At 35.0% G+C, this 17,567-nt stretch carries 10 protein-coding genes, 1 tRNA gene and 1 pseudogene; 6 read left to right on the top strand and 6 right to left on the bottom strand.

Annotated elements, in window-relative coordinates; translation table 11 throughout:
* The first annotated feature begins 691 nt into the window (after positions 1–691).
* The 4 genes from Q7C23_RS06225 to Q7C23_RS06240 all read left to right on the top strand — a co-directional run bounded on the left by Q7C23_RS06225 (position 692) and on the right by Q7C23_RS06240 (position 3,179).
* Positions 692–1,126 (top strand): hypothetical protein, encoded by a 435-nt coding sequence (locus Q7C23_RS06225; RefSeq protein WP_375031692.1) that lies wholly within the window; start codon positions 692–694, stop codon positions 1,124–1,126.
* Positions 1,127–1,132: 6 nt separating this feature from the next.
* Complete coding sequence (locus tag Q7C23_RS06230; protein ID WP_375031693.1) at positions 1,133–1,780, top strand: hypothetical protein; 648 nt, start codon at positions 1,133–1,135, stop codon at positions 1,778–1,780.
* A 98-nt stretch (positions 1,781–1,878) separates the two neighbouring features.
* Positions 1,879–2,532 (top strand): sensor histidine kinase, encoded by a 654-nt coding sequence (locus Q7C23_RS06235; protein WP_375031694.1) that lies wholly within the window; start codon positions 1,879–1,881, stop codon positions 2,530–2,532.
* The gene (locus Q7C23_RS06240) at positions 2,529–3,179 is read left to right on the top strand and encodes a response regulator (protein ID WP_375031695.1); all 651 of its coding nucleotides are present in this window, start codon (positions 2,529–2,531) and stop codon (positions 3,177–3,179) included. Before Q7C23_RS06235 ends, Q7C23_RS06240 begins: the two co-directional genes overlap by 4 nt.
* Here the strand turns inward: Q7C23_RS06240 and Q7C23_RS06245 are convergent.
* Positions 3,180–3,691 (bottom strand): annotated as a pseudogene (locus Q7C23_RS06245) (adenine phosphoribosyltransferase). It abuts the gene before it with no gap.
* Positions 3,692–3,806: 115 nt separating this feature from the next.
* Here Q7C23_RS06245 and Q7C23_RS06250 point away from each other — a divergent pair.
* Positions 3,807–3,880, top strand: a tRNA-Arg gene (locus Q7C23_RS06250).
* A 374-nt stretch (positions 3,881–4,254) separates the two neighbouring features.
* Here the strand turns inward: Q7C23_RS06250 and Q7C23_RS06255 are convergent.
* Entirely contained in the window at positions 4,255–4,761 is a 507-nt protein-coding gene (locus tag Q7C23_RS06255; protein WP_375031696.1) for a hypothetical protein, read from the bottom strand.
* A gap of 11 nt (positions 4,762–4,772) precedes the next feature.
* Complete coding sequence (locus tag Q7C23_RS06260) at positions 4,773–6,167, bottom strand: hypothetical protein (RefSeq protein ID WP_375031697.1); 1,395 nt, start codon at positions 6,165–6,167, stop codon at positions 4,773–4,775.
* A 738-nt stretch (positions 6,168–6,905) separates the two neighbouring features.
* Between Q7C23_RS06260 and Q7C23_RS06265 the strand changes: the two genes are divergently transcribed.
* On the top strand, positions 6,906–7,289 hold the full coding sequence (locus Q7C23_RS06265) for a hypothetical protein (protein ID WP_375031698.1): 384 nt from the start codon (positions 6,906–6,908) through the stop codon (positions 7,287–7,289).
* Between the two features lie 176 nt (positions 7,290–7,465).
* Here Q7C23_RS06265 and Q7C23_RS06270 read toward each other — a convergent pair whose 3' ends face one another.
* The 3 genes from Q7C23_RS06270 to Q7C23_RS06280 form a co-directional block, all read right to left on the bottom strand.
* The gene (locus Q7C23_RS06270; protein WP_375031699.1) at positions 7,466–7,651 is read right to left on the bottom strand and encodes a DDE-type integrase/transposase/recombinase; all 186 of its coding nucleotides are present in this window, start codon (positions 7,649–7,651) and stop codon (positions 7,466–7,468) included.
* A 91-nt stretch (positions 7,652–7,742) separates the two neighbouring features.
* Complete coding sequence (locus Q7C23_RS06275; protein WP_375031700.1) at positions 7,743–8,060, bottom strand: nucleotidyltransferase domain-containing protein; 318 nt, start codon at positions 8,058–8,060, stop codon at positions 7,743–7,745.
* Between the two features lies 1 nt (position 8,061).
* A complete protein-coding gene (locus tag Q7C23_RS06280; RefSeq protein WP_375031701.1) occupies positions 8,062–17,499 on the bottom strand; it encodes a neuraminidase-like domain-containing protein in 9,438 nt (3,145 codons plus the stop codon).
* Between the last annotated feature and the right edge of the window lie 68 nt (positions 17,500–17,567).

A 17,567-nucleotide genomic window follows, 5' to 3' on the forward strand; every position in this document is an offset into this window, starting at 1 on the left:
AGTCTCCTTGCTCCTACCGAATTCGGATGAATCTCATCTCTCCAATATTCAGATGAATTCAATAAACCGCGATAATATATTATTCTGCTTTGAAAACGATAACCATAATAATGGAAATGATTTTTTATTTGGCACAAAAGCGCATAAAAATGATCCAATAACCGAATGATGATATAACATCTCAAAATTTCATCCGTGATTGCTAATCGATCAAAAACAGGCTTTATCCAAGGACCTAACGGTAAACTTAGTCCGGCAACATATGGTTGAACACCCAATTTAAACAGAGGATAATCATAAGTATGCATATATATTAGAATACTCTGGTCCTAAAACATATCTTACAGCTTCAAAATAATTGTCTTCGCTGAATGATTCTCCCTGAAAAACTTCGTGATATAAACTCATAATTTTTAGTATTACTATTAATTTTTACTCTTTTAATAGGCTTTTCAGATTTCGCCTATCCATTTTGTGTACAAAAAGGAACGATGTAAAATTGATTCTTTATAAATTATTACAAAACAGCACTTTAACCCATTTTTTTAAATAAATTTACCCTTACAAAAAAGGGTATATTTCCCCTTGTCTCTTGTAAGGCTTTAAAATAATTTTGCTGAGGATATTTGTTTAAAATAGTATTTAACAAATCAATTAAACCATTAACTATTAAAGATTTAATTCTAACATTATGGAAAAAGAACTTGAAAGACCGACACAATTAATTACTAGAAAATTCGCAAAAGACCTGCATCTGAATTTCATGAAATACAGAGCCAGCATTATTGCTAAATACATTAAAAAGGAAGATGCAAATGCCGTTTGGTTTTCTGTAGAAGAACTCGAAAATTACATCGAATACATCAAATCAAAAGGTGAAAAAACCGGATATGATGTAAACGGTATCCGAATTTACTTTGGCGTATATCCTGAACAGAAAAAATATGCTGAAAAAGCAGGTTTGATGACGGTATTTTTACAAGCCACCGGCAAAAAAATCAGAACAAATACTAAAAATGAAGTACAAACTTTTGCTCTTTTACGTGAAGAAAGTAATGCTGATATTTCAAGCATTGAACCAATGAATTACGGCAGTATTGGAAGACCGCCTAGCCTAAATTACTAAAAAATTATGTTTGAGTTTTTACGATTTTATACTTTCTATTTAGCTTTGTTTTCGGGAATTATTGGATTGATTTCAATGCACAAACTTCCTAGTAATAGAGCTAAATTTTTAGTAATTTTAATTTGGTTTTCTGTAGTAATAGAAAAAGTAGGCTATTATTTTACAGAATGGACAGGCCTGTTAAATTACTACGTTTTTAATTTTTATATGCTGGTAACCTTTTCTGCCTATATAGTGCTTTTAAGGAGTTTATTATCAAAGGTAAATCATAGAATAGTAGCGAGTCTTTGCTTTATGCTGTTTATCATCTCCTTTTTCCTGAATATTTTGTATTTTAAAGAAGATGTAAACCATTCGTTTACTTATAGTTTCGCCATTGGAGTTATACTGATTATGATATTATCCTGCTTGTATTTAATTGAAATTTTTAATTCAGACAAAATATTAAATTTTAAAAGATCCGTCTTTTTCTGGTATATATTAGGAATTTTAGTTTTTCATGTACCGTTTTTGCCTTTTATGCTGGCGCTAAACTGGTTTTTAATCAAACATGACGAATCTATTTTTAGTTTAGTAGTCTTTATTTTGAATGTCCTGGCACATAGCTGTTATATTATTGGATTTTTATGGAGCGAAAAGAAATACAATTATTAGTCATTTCCTTAGGTATTGTTTTCTTAACTTTACTGATCATTCTGCTTGTGATATTCTTTTATTTTTTGAAGAAAAAGAATACCTATCTGGTTGAAAAAATGGAATCAGAGCTTTATTTTCAATCGGAATTAGTTAAAACCAGAATTGAGATTAAGGATCAGACACTGAGCGAAATCAGTAAAGAACTTCACGACAATATAGGCCAGATTATTTCGGTTGGTATCATGCAGCTTAACATGTACCTGAATAGCGGAAAACCTATTCAGCAGAATGAAATTAGTGACTTAAAAGAGATATTAGCCAAATCATTAGATGAGATAAGAATTTTATCCCGAATCATCAATAAAGACAATTTACTTCAGAGCAATTTTATCGAAGCCATACAACAGGATTTAGAGCGTATAAAAAAACTTAAGAATATTCAATACAGTTATAATCTTACCGGAGAAATACCTAAGATTAGCCAGGAACATGATTTGTTTATTTATCGAATTTTTCAGGAAGCGCTCCACAATAGTCTTAAACACTCGCACAGCGATCTTTTTGAAGTTAACATTACCACCACCGAAACTCTTTTCCGTTTAGAATTTAAAGATTTTGGAATTGGATATGACACAAGCCAAATAAACTCAGGATTAGGCTTAAGTAACATGAAATTAAGAGCCAAGTTAATTGGAGCGCAATTAATAATGGTATCTGCCCCATCAGGAACCACTGTAACATTAGAATACCCCTTAATCGAAAACCAATGAAACCAAACACTAAAAGCAAAATAATTATTGTAGATGATCACCAGCTTTTTTCTCAGTCTCTCGAACTTTTAATCAATAGTTTTAAGGATTTTGAGGTGATTAACCGATTTGAAAACGGAAAAGTTTTTCTTTCCTATTTACAGGACAATCCTGATGCCGAAATTGATCTGATTTTATTAGATGTCAATATGCCTGTTTTAGACGGCGTAAGTACCATGAAATGGATTAAGGAAAACAAACCCGATTTGAAGGTTATAGCCCTTTCTGTCAACGATGATGAAGAAATCATCATCAAAATGATAACAAATGGTGCTAAAGGTTATTTACTTAAAGACACCTCGCCAGAGATTTTTAAGGAAGCCATGATATCAGTGATTGAAAAAGGTTTTTATTTTACAGAATATGTTTCAGGGATGCTGGTCAAAAAAGCAAATGATGATTCGAAAAAAATCAGTTTAAAAGAAAAAGAAATTGTTTTCATCAAACATGCCTGCACCGAAAAAACCTATAAGGAAATCGCCTCAGAAATGTGTTTAAGCCCCAAAACAATCGACGGTTATCGAGAATGTCTTTTCGATAAACTCGAAATCAGAACCCGAATTGGATTAGTGCTCTACGCCATAAAAAATAAAATCGTTCTAGTTTAATCAATACGTAAGTGCTGCAAAAATAGGATGATCTTTAATTTTATCTCTGCCGTTTAAAAATGATAACTCCATTAAAAAATTACACTGCACAATTTCTCCTCCCAGTTTTTCTACCAATTCACAAACCGCTTTTGCAGTACCGCCCGTGGCCAAACATCATCGTGAATTAAAACACGATCTCCTTTTTGGATGGCGTCTGTATGCATTTCTAAACTATCAGAGCCGTATTCGAGTTGATATGAAGCTGAAATAACTTCATAAGGCAGTTTTTTAGGTTTCCTTACAGGAATAAAACCAGCCTTTAACTCTTGTGCCAACAACATTCCGAAGAAAAAACCACGACTCTCCGCTCCTACCACCTTGTCTATTTTTTGTCCTTTTAGAGATTCTAATAAAATTTTAAGACATTCTGTTCTTGCAATTGGATCATTTAGGAGTGGCGTAATATCTTTAAACAAAATTCCTTCTTTTGGAAATCCCTGAATATCACGTATATAATTTTTAATCTCCATTTTTTTTTATTTTTATGTTATTTTATGCTTGCATATCTCGCATTTATACCTATCTTTGCACCCGCAATAAGCAATCAACAAAGCTACGAAATATTAGCTTACTTGAAAACAAAAAGGCCTCGTGGCGCAACTGAATAGCGCACTTGATTACGGCTCAAGAGGTTACTGGTTTGAATCCAGTCGAGGTCACTCTTAAAAAAACGTTAAAACATCAGTTTTAGCGTTTTTTTTATGCCTTTTTTACAGAATTTAACCCACTTTAACTTATAAAAATGAACGGTTTGTAAATCCAGTAAGGTCAACTTGCCTTTCCCTTGATGTAAAGTTGGTTATGTATTTGGAAATGATTTGAAAAACTAAAAGCCCAAACATAAAAAATGGATTCAACTTTTAGTCCCGATTGCTTCGACAATTCGCCGGCTCGGGTGGAACGTATAGCGGCAAGAGCTCCTGAAAAACAGCATTAGCCCCCGCTCATCTCTATCGCTTTTTCGATAGCCGGAAGTTTAAAGTTCCCTGATGAGATGAGCAGTCTAAACTAAATTTAGATTAAAACAATAGTGCTATTTTAAATTATCAAGCTCATCCTGTATTTGTTTATGCCTCTCACTGCCTATTCCCGAACAATCAAAGAGAGGCCTTTGATCCATCATTAAATAAAAATCTACTATCACTTCCTTTTTATTGTGTATATCAATATAATCTGTCTCAACTGCCAGATATGGATAGACCACCGCCTGCAGATAAAATGAATTTCCCTTCATATTTCGGGTTCTAAAAGAATACTCACCTTGCTCTGTCGTAAAGAATTTAAAACAGCCATCAGTCAATTGTGCATTGCTAAGGGGTTTTCTTGTTTTCACATCAAAAACCCGCCCGCGAATAGTCACGCTTGTCCCATCCTTTATCAGAAAATCAACAGTTTCGGGTTTATTATTCAATTCCCCTTTACCCATGGTCACAGTATATCCTCCTTTATTATTGGTCGGAATCAACTTTGTTTGCGCCAGAGAACATCCACCCATAAGCAGGCAAAGAAATACTAAAGCGATAAATTTATATTTTTTCATAATACATTAAATTAGCACCCTGCTTTTTTACCTTTTTGAGCTTTTACATTATCCTGATCATCTTTGCCCCTGAGCTCAATTTCAATGGTATTGGATATTCTTTTTCTATCGGCCTCAGGCAATTTCTTAAACGCATCGGTTTCTATAAGACCACCCCAAGCCATATCCTGATAAAATTGTTTATCCAATTTATAACCTTTACTAACACCATAAACCTCAAAAGCATCTGCAAAAGATTTCACAAAACTTCTTGCAATTTCTTCGTGTTGGGCCGCATTTAAACCCCTGTTGGTGTCGGATATCCACGCTTGAAACATTACAGGATAATCTGCCATAAAACCAGGCGCATTACGTATGTAATAGGTTGTCAAATAAGCATGGATCGACTCGTGCATGATGGTTCTTGCCCAGGATAAATCGGTTGCCTGAGGATAAGACGCAACATCAAAAACTGTCTTAATGCCTGTAGCTGCAGTATAAGACCCAGGCAGTGTATGCGCCGGAACATCTGGTTTTGTTGGTCCTTGCTCCATGGTCCAATTATAATCAGAAGATAAATTTCCGGTAAATTTTGTAATCATATTACCTGGACTGGAACTGGTCTTTTTTAAATCACTTAATATATTTTTCAGGCAAGGCGGCAATTTGCTCTCATCGATCTCATCATCAATTTCTTTGGAAATTTTTTTGTTTATAGCAGCGAAATAAGCAATCCCCATGGTGGAACCATTATTCTGAGATCTAACAAATTGATAATCCATTCTGGTAGCAGCGTCATTTGTTGGAGGAAGAACGGGCTTAACATAGCCCGGTATAATAACTTCATCTAATTTTATTGGGGGATCAATGGAATTAAGCGGTGTAAAATCATATCCTACCGAAACGACCCCTTCAATAATTTTAAAACCACTAAGCACGCGGCCATCTAAATCTGTCGTATATACAGATCCCGTAAAATCATCCGGATCGATAGGATTTATTCCTCCACCTCCACCTCCCCCGCCATCAGTTATATCTACTTCTGGCACTTGATGAAATAAAACAGTCTGTAACTCTCCATCTATTTCTACTTGCAGCACCTCGGTATCAACACCTTCAAGCCTTGTAGCGGCAAGAGCTAAATTAACTTTAGCATCAGTTCCCTCTATATCAACTTGCTGCAGTGATTCCAGGTCAATTTCAAGACCAATACCATCACTATATCTTCCCGTTAGCCGGGCACTGTTTAATTTTGCAAAAAAGTCAAAGGAATTCTTTAATGGTACTGTTTTAAAGACCCCTGATTTTGAATCGTGTCCGTCAATAGAATCATTGATCCCGTTGTTCTGATCACTGCAATTGAACAGGAAAAAAACCAGTACTATAACAATACCAATTTTAAAAAATGGAGTAACTATTTCTTTCACTTCTAAAAAATTTAAAATTCGTATAAATATAACAAGTTTTTAACAAGTAGATTACACTTATTTTTACTTTTTTTTTAAAATCAGGAAATAGCAAGATTAATATAGTATAAATTCATTCAATTAAAATAACTGCAAACCCGTACAACGGATTTGGGCAATTGGCTTAATGTAAAGTTGATTTTTTATTTGGAAATTATTAGTAAAAAACTAAAAGCCCAAACATAAAAAATGGATTCAATTTTTTAGCCCCGATAGCAGTGGAAATCCTTTTGTGCCGGGTTCGGCACAAAAGATTGGAACGAATAGCGGGAAAAAGCTCCAAAAAAATAATATTAAACCTAAAAGAACATTAAATACAATTGACAATGCTGACCCCTCAAATGAGATTCCAGTACCAATTCTTAATACCCAATTAACTTAAACCTCGATGATTCCACCTCTTGTCTTTGCAGGGCTGTAAGATGCCTTTTATCGCTTATCGATGTATGCAGTATCATTAGAGTCTGAATAAAAGTACCTACAGCATTATTTGTCTTACGATATTGGTATCTACCCCCTGATTACCTGATAGCTATTTTATAAATACAGACCATTATTCTGTAAAAAAAAAATGCTGCTATCCTTTTTACATTTGACAAAGGACAAAGGACAAACCCAAACCAACACGGCCGTACCGGCAGACTTGCTGCGTACACCCCTTTAAAAAAACAACAGCAATAATTTAATTAAAAAAATAAAATGAAAAATTCAGATTCAACGAAAAATTACGACAAGGGCGACCGTAATTCTCAAAACGAAAACAAAGACCCAAAAAGCACAGGTCCAAAGGGCAACCCCTATGACTCGGAGAACCTTGACCAGGAATCAGAAAGCGATTCGAAAGACATAACCGAGAAGGACATAGAAAAGGACCTTATAGAAAATGACCCTTCCCAGGGGTTTGAAACTGATATGGATACTGAGAAGAGCGACAAGGCTGAAAGCGACTCCTTTGAGACCATAGCGCCCGAAAAGGATAATCCAGTTAACAGGGAATTCGAAATTGGGCATCTTGGCAATGAGGAGCTTAAAGAAGATGAGCTTATCAAGGACGCGCCGCGTCATGGCGCATCCCAATACTAAACCTTCCCAGCGAAAATTTTAATGTACTTAGATTGAGTTACTCCCTCCTCTTTTATTTTCCTCTCTAATAATTTTGAGCGTATAAATAACCTGCTTTCTGTGTCTTTATATTCCGGTCTTCTAAGATGTTTTTAAATAATACAATTGTATTATTTAAGAGTATTAATTGTTGAATTTTATTTTGATAATAAAACAGGACATGTTAAAAAATCTCTAAGAAAAAATAATGATTGCAAATCATTTCTTTTAGCTGTAGGTCTGCCTCTTTTTGTCAATACAAAATCAACACTATTTCCCAGGTAATCAACTGCTCCATACAGATAACACCAAATACCTGTTACTTTGATATGGGTACCATCCAATCCCTACTCTAACTTTTCTCTTTTTATTTTTTGATGGATATTAAAATTCTAAAAAATAAAGGTCATTGCCAGCTACGGCATAACCATATCTCTAAATTTTACGATAAATTACTTTTCCTGTTTTTAAAACCGAATGTACGAATGAATATTTTTCAGAACCATATTCTTCAACTTCTTCGGGTGTATAAACATGGACATCTACTTCTATTAATAATTTATTTACAATAGGTAATAGCTCCTCATTACGTTGCTTCATAGGCAAAGGAGTATCTTTTATAATAAACAAATCAAGATCACTTTTATTGGTTGCTATACCCTTTGCATAGGAACCAAACATAATGACCTTATCAGGTTCTACGCATTTCACGATTCTCTCAACTAATTTTTTTATATCGGCTTCGTTTAACATGTTATGAAATTGCGTAGTTAATGATTAAAAATAGTTCTTTAACTGCATCTGTGGCAAGTGATTTAAAATCGCCTACACCATTTTCTTTTATTTTAATGGTCCAGGAATTCAAATTAACTTCATTACCTGTCAGGTCTTTAGAACTGTTATGCAATCCCTGATATTGTGAACCAACAGCAAGGTTTAACAAATCAGTATCAGTATTTCCTAAAGGAGAAACCATCACTTTATAAGCCTTCGTGTCATCTTTTGCTAAAGCTACAACCTCAATCTTTGAGACTTTTTTAAATTTAAAATTTTGAGTAAAATACGGTAATCTTTCTTGCAAATTTTCTAAAATTAGTTGTTGTTCCCCATTAACAACAGCGGGAAATAAAAATTTATTCCACTCTGTTGAAAATTCTTTTCTAATATCATAAACTCTAAATAGTCCTTTACTATTTTCAGCCAATGCCATACTGTTAAGTTTTTTATTAAACTCTAATACTGCGGCATTTTTCAGTGCTTCACCACCTTCTCTGGCTGTGTAATTTAAATGAATAATAATATCTGAAATTGTATTTAAATCAAATTGCAAAAAGTCACTATTTAATTTAAGTTGCCAGCTGCTTATTACACCGGCACCTTCAAAAGGCAAATATCTTTCATCTCTGAAATTCAATTCAAACATTCCACTATCGTTTTGTGCACCGCTTGTAGCTATGGATTGTATGGTCGAAACCTCATCCTGAAAACGTAAATCATCAATAGCAAAATCTCTTTCGTATTTTCCGCCTAAGAGCAAACTATTCTTTCTGATGCTATTTCTATTTAAAGAAAGTGTGCAGGCAATTGTAGAATAAGGTCCCGTAATACAAGGAATCGATACACTAACCGATTTTATGCGTCTAAAATAATGCCCTGGGTAATCCATATCGAATACTGTTTCAGGAATATCAATCAGACATTCTCCATTTTGACGAAGTTTTAGCAAGGCAACAGGATCTATTTGAGAAAGCGAAATATGTTTTGTCAATTCATACTCTCGGCGATTTTGTTCATAATAGGCTGTTTCAAGACGTTTTAAATCATAAAAAAGTTTTTCTCCTGAGAGTAATCCTTTTTTCAAACTGTCCCAATAGCCAAATTGTATATAATTAGAATTACTTAAGCCGAGTTCATACCTAAAGCAGCGTTCTGCACGTTTCGCAATATCAAAAGCCAATTGATAACTTTGAAAGTAAACAGTAGAAAGCTGGTTAATCATCCAATCGTACAATTCCTGATTAGTAAACTTACTTAGCATATATTCTCTTTCTTTTTCCAAATTTTCTTTCTGGCGATCATGATTAGCAAGTTCTATATCTGCCATTTGCTTACGAATTTCTGCAGCAGCAATTTGTTTGTCTACTTGAGGCAACTCTTTTTCAGCCAGACGTTTTTGAAAATCCCAGTCATCGGCACGTCGTCCAAAGCTGGATGCTGTAGAAATCAATGAAGCACTTTTGTCCAATGCCGATGCAATTGACTGCAATGTTCTTGCGGCCATTTCTGCACCATTACCAATTTGTTGTCCTCCCATACTGGCAGAAACTTCCGGAGTACCGCCAAAACCAGCTGCTCCTGCTAAAAATGTTGGAATTAATTTAAGTCCTCCTGATAAAATGTACGCAGTTGCGACTGCTACTTCGATCGCGGCAGACCCTGTAGAAAGACCAAATGCAGTAAGTTCTCCCGCATTCCATCCATCATTAATCAATTTTGAATAATAGGCTTTTCGTTCCTCCACTATCTTTTTACCTTCTATTATGCCTTCCCAATTTTTCAATGATTCTTCAATTTGCCTCATTTTTAGACTTCGCACTGCATCCATCATCGTCAATTCATGACTTGTTCGAAGCAAATTAAAAGCTTCACCATCTTTTTTCTCTAAAGCCGACAGCATCGCAGCACCTAATGATTTAACTTCTGTACACAATTCAAAAGCTTTTTGAATCATAAAATTAAATCGATACAATGGCATTGGAGCATTCATTTCTGCAAGCACAGAACTCAAATCCAAACCACTTGCAGCGGCTTTAACCAATGCTCCGGGATCAATTGGAGGATCGAATAGTGGTAATTGCTGAACCATACCGTCAATATTCATGCAATGTCTGATTTTGAAAAGCCGATCTTCGACAAGGTCCCACATTGAAATTAATTTTTCATTATTGGGAATACAAAAATACATAACATCCAATCTTGGAAGTTCAGGACTTTCATCTCCCATAGTACTGGAAGAAGATGCTGGTGGCAGAAGATTTTCAACCTCCATTAGGGCATTTCCGAATATATCAATTCCTTCCCCTTCTAGCTGATAATACGTTTTTACGGAATTATTTACTTTTTTAGGAATACTTTTTGGACGTGGCCCCAGAACTGAATCTGCTAATACATAAAGTTGTGTGGCTTCATTAATGGTTTCAATAGTATTTTGACGAAACAGCTGATCTCCCCAGGCAATAATAGTTTGAATATATTTAATTAAAACACTTTTTTGATAAGCCACTGTACGCATTCTGGCAATAAGATGCGGATTAAAAGGATTGTCACGCCATTCATTCACCTGCGCAATAGTTTCGCTTTCTCCTTTAGCTATAGAAAGTAATAAAGTTTCGATCTTCTGTTTGTAATAGTCATTTTTTGTCGTTTCATAGAAAGGTTTGGTTATCCAGTATTTTTGTTGGGGAGAGTTAGGATCGTTAACCGCATTATCAGTATTGGTTGGATTAAAAATATAGTGAAACCATTCTAATGCTTCCTCAAAACGCTGATTTGTAGCTAATTTATTTGCAATATGAAAAGGAGCATGAAAAAACAACTCCCAGTTATAGAGTGCATAGGCCCCTTTATAAGAGAAATCTACATCTTCTACAGGATACGATTTAGTTTTATCTGGCAATTCATATGTCTTGGAAACGACAGAGGTTGGGTTATAATCTGCAAAGTTAAATAAGGCAGGGGAACCAGGTATGCTTTTAGGATTAACCTGAATTCGACGGTTCAATAAACCTTTTATACCCCAAATATTTAGCTCTTTAGTAAACAGCTCTACAAACGGATGATAATGAACAAAAAATGAAAATGATTTTGTTACCCTGGTATACAATTTTTGAGAAATGTATTCCTGTGATTTATTTATGTTATAATCGACAAAATAGGTTCTTGACGGATCCCACATGAAAAAAGATCCTGAATTAGAAAAAAATCGAGCTGTTGAATTCAGCACCGTATAAGTAGAATACGGAGTAAGTTTCTTTAAAACTTCTGTTGCATTGGTGCTATCCGTTGCAGCAGCATAGTCTCCATAAGAATCATATTGTGAAGCTGAATAGTAAAAATAAAGCTTGTTTGTATTGTATTTGGTGAGTCCATTAAAATATTGGGTTTCCGGTGCTGTTATTAAATTTTCATATTCTTCGCCGCTGCTATCCGGCTCCATCTGCCTTCCTATTTTATTGAAGTAATTATTTCCTAATGGGGCAAAGTCATATGGCCTGAAAGAATTAAATAATTTAACTTGTATATACGGCTTTAGGCGAGTTCTAAAATTAATATTTTGCGGATAATTTCCCCCCGCTTCGGTTTGATACACCTTTAAAAAGGTGTCAGATAATACTTTTGGTTTCCACTTGCCTTTTTTGAGTTCACTCCAGAACATTCTGATTTCCCAAAAGCGACTAGGTGCTGAAACATTTCCGCCCGAGTTAGCGGTTGGAATTGCAAAAGTAGTAGGTTCCGTAGCTTTTTCCAGAAACTGTGGCCAGAATAAATGTAAACGGCGATTATGAATACCGGCAACCAAATGATTTCCTGCGATTTCAAGATCTATCTTTTCCCATGCAGTCCAGCGTCCTTTATTAATGCGTTTACGGTAGAAATAGTCTGGTGAGAGGCTGCTTCGTGTACGTCCAAATACATGAAGTACTTCTTCGTTACTGCTGATTACCTCATTGTAGATTGTTCTTATCTCTAGATTAGCAACCTGATCCAGTTTTTCTAAATAATTTAAAAACGCTTCTTCAGCGGTGTCGTTGCTTATATCATTTTGCATCAATTCGTTCTCAAGTTCCTTGAAAAAAGGCGACTTTTCATCACGAAGTTCAGGTTCTATCCAGTTTTCGGGATATAGAAATACTTTTCTGTTGGCTTCCCAAACTCTATAATACTTCATCCATTTCCATTGTTTCCATTTAGAGTCTGCGAGCGTATCAGTAGAATCTGTTTTTTCTGATCTGATCGCGATATCCAATTCCAGATTCATCAGGCATCGCTGCACAAATAACTGGGCCGATGCAGCTGCTTGTTTCAAACGCGAGGTTAACATACAGGCGCTCATTTCAACATCGATCAGGAAATAACTATAGAGCGCGTTCTGATCGATCCAATTTGGATTTGTTTGAGAAGTTAGCCAGCTTACCAAAGCATCTCTCTTTTGTTCTCTAAAAACATCCTGCAAAGGCTGAATCACTTTTTGCCACTGTGGCAAATCATATTTCGCTTTAATGGTTTGCTTCATACTTTCGGCAATCTCGGCAGTAGGAATGGCTTTTGCCCAGTCAATGGCACGTTGGGCATCTATACCTAGTCTCAATAAGGACTGAATACAATTATGGAGTCGGATTAATGATTGCGATTTATGCAATTCAATTTTAGCATCCCAGCTAAAAGCCTTAACAAGAGCGTCTATATCTGATTCTTTCCATGATGAAAATTTTGAAAGTGCCGCAATATTAGGCTGTCCTACAATTGCAGGATTTAAAATGATATCCAGGTACTCAAAAGCAGTCAGTTCTGATTTTGGTAATTTATTTTTAAATTCAAAAAAATCAGACATATTATTCCAGGCCGAAAGTAAGACCATACTACCTGATTCTATCGGAAAATCTTTAGGATGAGGCCAATTCAAATCAGTTGTATGTGTTCCTGAAAGCCACCATTTTAACTCTTCCGTTTTCATTTTTAATCTATTGATAACTAAAGCATCCTTGTATAATAATTTCAATGATTTAAAACCTGATAAAAAATTAGTTTCGTCAATATCAAACTTATAAATGCCATCTGATAGTTTTTCAAGCAATTTCAAATCATTCAGATTTTCCAAAAGACTAGCCGTTGATCCTGAAACCTTTAATTGCGATAAAAGTAAGTCAGCACTCGGAACCTCAACCTGAAAGGTTTCTGCAATTTTTTGTTTTATAAAAGTTTCTTTACCTGTTTGCAATAAATAATTTTGCAATGCCGGCTGAAAGTAGTCAAGACGATCCTCTAGCGACATTCCTGTGCCTCCTGGCGGAATATCGGCAAAATTTGTTTTGGCAACTGTAAGGTCCAGCACACCCGAAAAGAATAAATCAATTAAGTCATCTCTATTTTCTGTCGCTGTATCTGTCCACGTACCATTAATAATAGCCAAAGCCTTGTCCTGATCTATGTCTTTCGCAAAGACAGGCAAAAGCCCTAACTTACTTTTAATGTAAGCCTCAGCTGTTTCTTCTGTTTTTAAAATAATATCATCCTCAACTTTTTGCAGTCCATCACGAATCTCTTTAATTATGGCAACAATTGTTTTATTTTCTAAAGCAACTCCAGAATTTATTTTATACTGATGCGCTAATAAATAATCTAATTCTGTAACAGTGAAACCAGAGTTTAAAATTTTTGTGGTCAATTCGATAAAATCTAAAGTGGCCTTTGACGATGCAAAAGGATCTATTGACCACAGTTTTTTTAATCTTATAAACTGATCAGTACTTAAACCCGATGCTTTTGCTAAAATAGTAACGCGATAAAGCTGACTTAAAACTTCCCAATTAAGAGCACTATCGACAGTTAATCCTAAATGTTCTTTTAATATGATATTTAAGTCGTCCTCGCTAATGCGAAAAGCTGCCAGAATACCCGGAACTTTATCTGGAAAATCTTCCGTGCCATTCCCTTTAATTGCTCCTGAAATTTGAGTAGGACTTTCTGGAAAAACTGCTGTAGCATCTACCAGTTTGTTTCGAAATAATCGTTGATAAAGAGTCTGAACGACCTGTGCGTCAGATTTACTTCGATCATAATAAATACTATGACCAATGGGATTAAAAAGTGCTAAAACCATTGACCAGTCCCATCCAAAATTTTCTTTGATCCGATTCATTCTGGAAATATCCTCTATAACGGCATCTGTTAATTGTTTATCAATTGGGGTTGATAGTGGATCACCAGCGGGCAATAACAGATCCAGTTCCCACATGGTACAGCCTAATTTTCTCCAAAGTCTTAAAAACCGATGCATCCTGTCAAGTGCCTCAACAGTCAAACCTGCAATTTTAAATTTAGTAGCGTCACAAATAGCCGCATTACTGTCTACATTGTCATTTATTACGATACTTTTTGTGGGATTAACATAGAGCATGTCCAGTAACTGCAATAATTCTTTATAATTAAGTCCGCTTCGATGAAGCATAACAGATACATTACTAAGAGCAGTTACCCATCCGCCCGTTATATTTGTTGTTGGATCTGTAGGTGTATCAGGATGAGGAAGATTATTTCCGTTTTGTTGTAATCCCCAAAAGTCCCATGATTTTTTTTCCGGAAGATAGGAATTTGTAATTATTTTGCCGGCAGCTTCATTAATCCCAAGCCAGGCTCTGTTAACCTGAATATCACTTGGTTCAAATGTAACATCATCGCTTAATTTTTGTTGAAATAGCTCAAATAATTTTGGCTGGGAAACCCCTAAATGATCCAGATATGTTCTCGATTGAAGAAACCAAAGATTAAAAGGTAAATTAAAGGGATAAACTTCTGTGCTTAATTTATCGTATGCTTTTGCATTCGTATATTCCGGATTTGCCCTTGCCTCTGCTGCGTTAAAGTGAGTTTGCTTAGTGGGAAGAATCTTTAATGTTCCGCTTGTTTTAAACACCTTATAAGAATGCATTTTATCACGAATAGACCAGTGTCCTCTGCTGTCCGGATTAAATAATTCGCCATCTTCATCAATTGGGATCTTTTTTGCAATCAACTCATTCTTAACTGCGGCTTTAATCCCCCCTGCTGTTAAACTTGTTTCTATTGCCGCATTTAGTACTGTTGCCTGAGGCGGTGATACCACATCTTCCAAAATTTCATTTACAAGATCAATGTAAGGTAAAGGTGTATTTGTATTTTCACAGCTTAATTCCATTTCTCCCAAATCAGCACGGCGATCCAAAAGTACGTGTTTTACTTTTTTACCGACATTTATTTCAGTTCCATTGGTATTTCTTTCACCCAGAAAGCGCATTATATCTACAAAATGTGCCGCGGGGCTATAAACGGAGCGACAATGTGTACATTCACAAAAGTCCAATGAGCCAAAAAGTGTTTGCAGATTAGGAATAGCTTTAATTTTTTCTTCTTCTTCCGCAGTAATTTTAAATGAAGGTGCTGCTGCTAATCCGGGTCCTTTTAATCTGTTGTTAAAATTGGCGTATAAATTCAACGAATAGGCATAGGTATTCTCTGCTCTATAATATAACTTTTTACTTTCTATTTTATTAATTCCAGTCTCTTTTAAGGTCGTAACAAACTGTTCTCGTCCCATAAAATAGATCTGTTGAGCAGATTCAATTTTTCTATTTAAAAGTGTCTCAACCGCCTGATAGGTAGGTTTGAGCTTAAATAAACGTTGAATTGATTTTAGCTGTTTAATAACCTCATCTTTGTTTTTAATATTTCGGAGTGCTTCCTTATTTTCACTGACGTAATGATCAATACGAAAGCGGTCCATATAAAAAAGAGGATTATTATCCAGGAAACTTACAATTTCATTTTTTGCTGTAATAGAAGTTTTTTTCGTCCTGTCAAGCTTTGCCATAAACGCAGTAGTTGCATAAGCACGTTCCAGACGGTTCTCTAAAATGGCTCCATATTCCTCATATTTTTCCTTTTCTGTTTCTCCATCAATGTTATCGGGAACTCCTACGGGTTTACCGTCAGCCCCTTTCATTTTAAAAATCTTTATCCAGCCCTTACTGTCTAATTTAGCCAATTCTCTTTTTGTACTTAATTCCTTGTTTTTAAACTGTTGATTTAATACTTCCACCAAAGGAATATGATTTCGTGTCAAAGTACCCAATTGAAAATTAAGTTTGACCTCTTTTACAACCTCAGGTTTAAATATTTTATCAGTTACTAATTTTTTCCAGAAATCATTCATTGATCCTGTATGGTCATTGAATGCTGCAATAAATTTTAGCTTTTCCTTAGCAGCCGCTGGTGTCAATTCAAGCAATTGATTGATGGTTCCTTTTCCGGCACCAATCGTATTGTCTGCTGCATAGTGTAATTTAATAATTCGTAAGGCTTCGAGAATTTTATCCAGATCAGCAATAATCCTTGTGGGAATAGTATTGTCTGTAATGCCTTTTTCTATTATTCTTTGCTGCAATTCTCTACTGATAGCAGATAATTCTCTAAGAATTTTATCTTTTAATAATTCGACCCTATCGCTATCTTGCATATCTTGAACTAAACTTTCGGACAATAAAACGGGCTGTCCCTGACGAAGAAATGCAAAAAATACAGCAGCTTCGATGGGTGTTCTCTCAATTGTTGTTTTTTCAAACAAGTGATGGCTAAAAATCCACGTACAGATCATCACCTCACTTTTTCCCGATTCTCCAGCAAGAAAAGAAATATCCTGAAATTGCTCATCTTCACGAAGTTCAAGCGGTGAAAGACCTTCAATAAGCGGATCAAAAGTTTCCGTCAATACTTCCCATTCAGATTTTCCTTTATACCCTGCATCATTAAGAGTTATATTTACTTCCAAACTATCAGGTGCGTTGTAAAAAATAACCGACTTGTATAATTCCCTTCCAGATTTATCGAGAATTTTCACTAAAATATCAGCTGCATCTTTCTCGGATTTTCTAAATTGCCCTGAATGGTAATTTACCAGATATTTACCGTCTTTTGATACATAAGTTCCTAATAATTCTTCATTACGAAGATCTCTGTCAAAAACCTGCACGGTTACATTTTTTAATAACGCTCCAAATTCATTTCGCAATTCACCATATACTTTCCGGCTATTTTTGTCAGTAGCATCCGGAATATTTTCGAACTTTGCATCAATAATTATTTCTAAAGACCTTTGACTGTTTGCAGCATTCCACAAGACTGAATTTTCAGTACTGTGAATCTGTTTATCATTGGCATAAATTTTAAAATAAATATCAGGTTTGTTATCGAGAAACAATTCTGTAAAACGCTTTTCTGTAAAGCTAATTTTAAAATTACCGTTTTTATCACTTATCGTTTCTCCCACAAAATCATCTCTGAAAAAGTCTTTATCCCACGCTTCAATACGCAGATTTGATAGGGGGTTATTGCTCTTATTACTTATTTTTCCGTTTATAATTATATTTTTGGTTATCATAGTTATTTAATTTTAAATGGTTTTCATTAGTCGTCTTGCATCATCACTAAAGTCGTTATGTTATGTAT

It is taken from the genome of Flavobacterium sp. LAR06 (assembly GCF_041946075.1).
Lineage (GTDB): Bacteria > Bacteroidota > Bacteroidia > Flavobacteriales > Flavobacteriaceae > Flavobacterium.

Excerpts from the sequence above, each read along its gene's own strand:
- Q7C23_RS06275 (WP_375031700.1), bottom strand. The coding sequence starts at position 8,060 with ATGTTAAACGAAGCCGATATAAAAAAATTAGTTGAGAGAATCGTGAAA.
- Q7C23_RS06240 (WP_375031695.1), top strand. The coding sequence starts at position 2,529 with ATGAAACCAAACACTAAAAGCAAAATAATTATTGTAGATGATCACCAG.
- Q7C23_RS06280 (WP_375031701.1), bottom strand. The coding sequence starts at position 17,499 with ATGATAACCAAAAATATAATTATAAACGGAAAAATAAGTAATAAGAGC.
- Q7C23_RS06230 (WP_375031693.1), top strand. The coding sequence starts at position 1,133 with ATGTTTGAGTTTTTACGATTTTATACTTTCTATTTAGCTTTGTTTTCG.
- Q7C23_RS06225 (WP_375031692.1), top strand. The coding sequence starts at position 692 with ATGGAAAAAGAACTTGAAAGACCGACACAATTAATTACTAGAAAATTC.
- Q7C23_RS06235 (WP_375031694.1), top strand. The coding sequence starts at position 1,879 with ATGGAATCAGAGCTTTATTTTCAATCGGAATTAGTTAAAACCAGAATT.
- Q7C23_RS06255 (WP_375031696.1), bottom strand. The coding sequence starts at position 4,761 with ATGAAAAAATATAAATTTATCGCTTTAGTATTTCTTTGCCTGCTTATG.
- Q7C23_RS06265 (WP_375031698.1), top strand. The coding sequence starts at position 6,906 with ATGAAAAATTCAGATTCAACGAAAAATTACGACAAGGGCGACCGTAAT.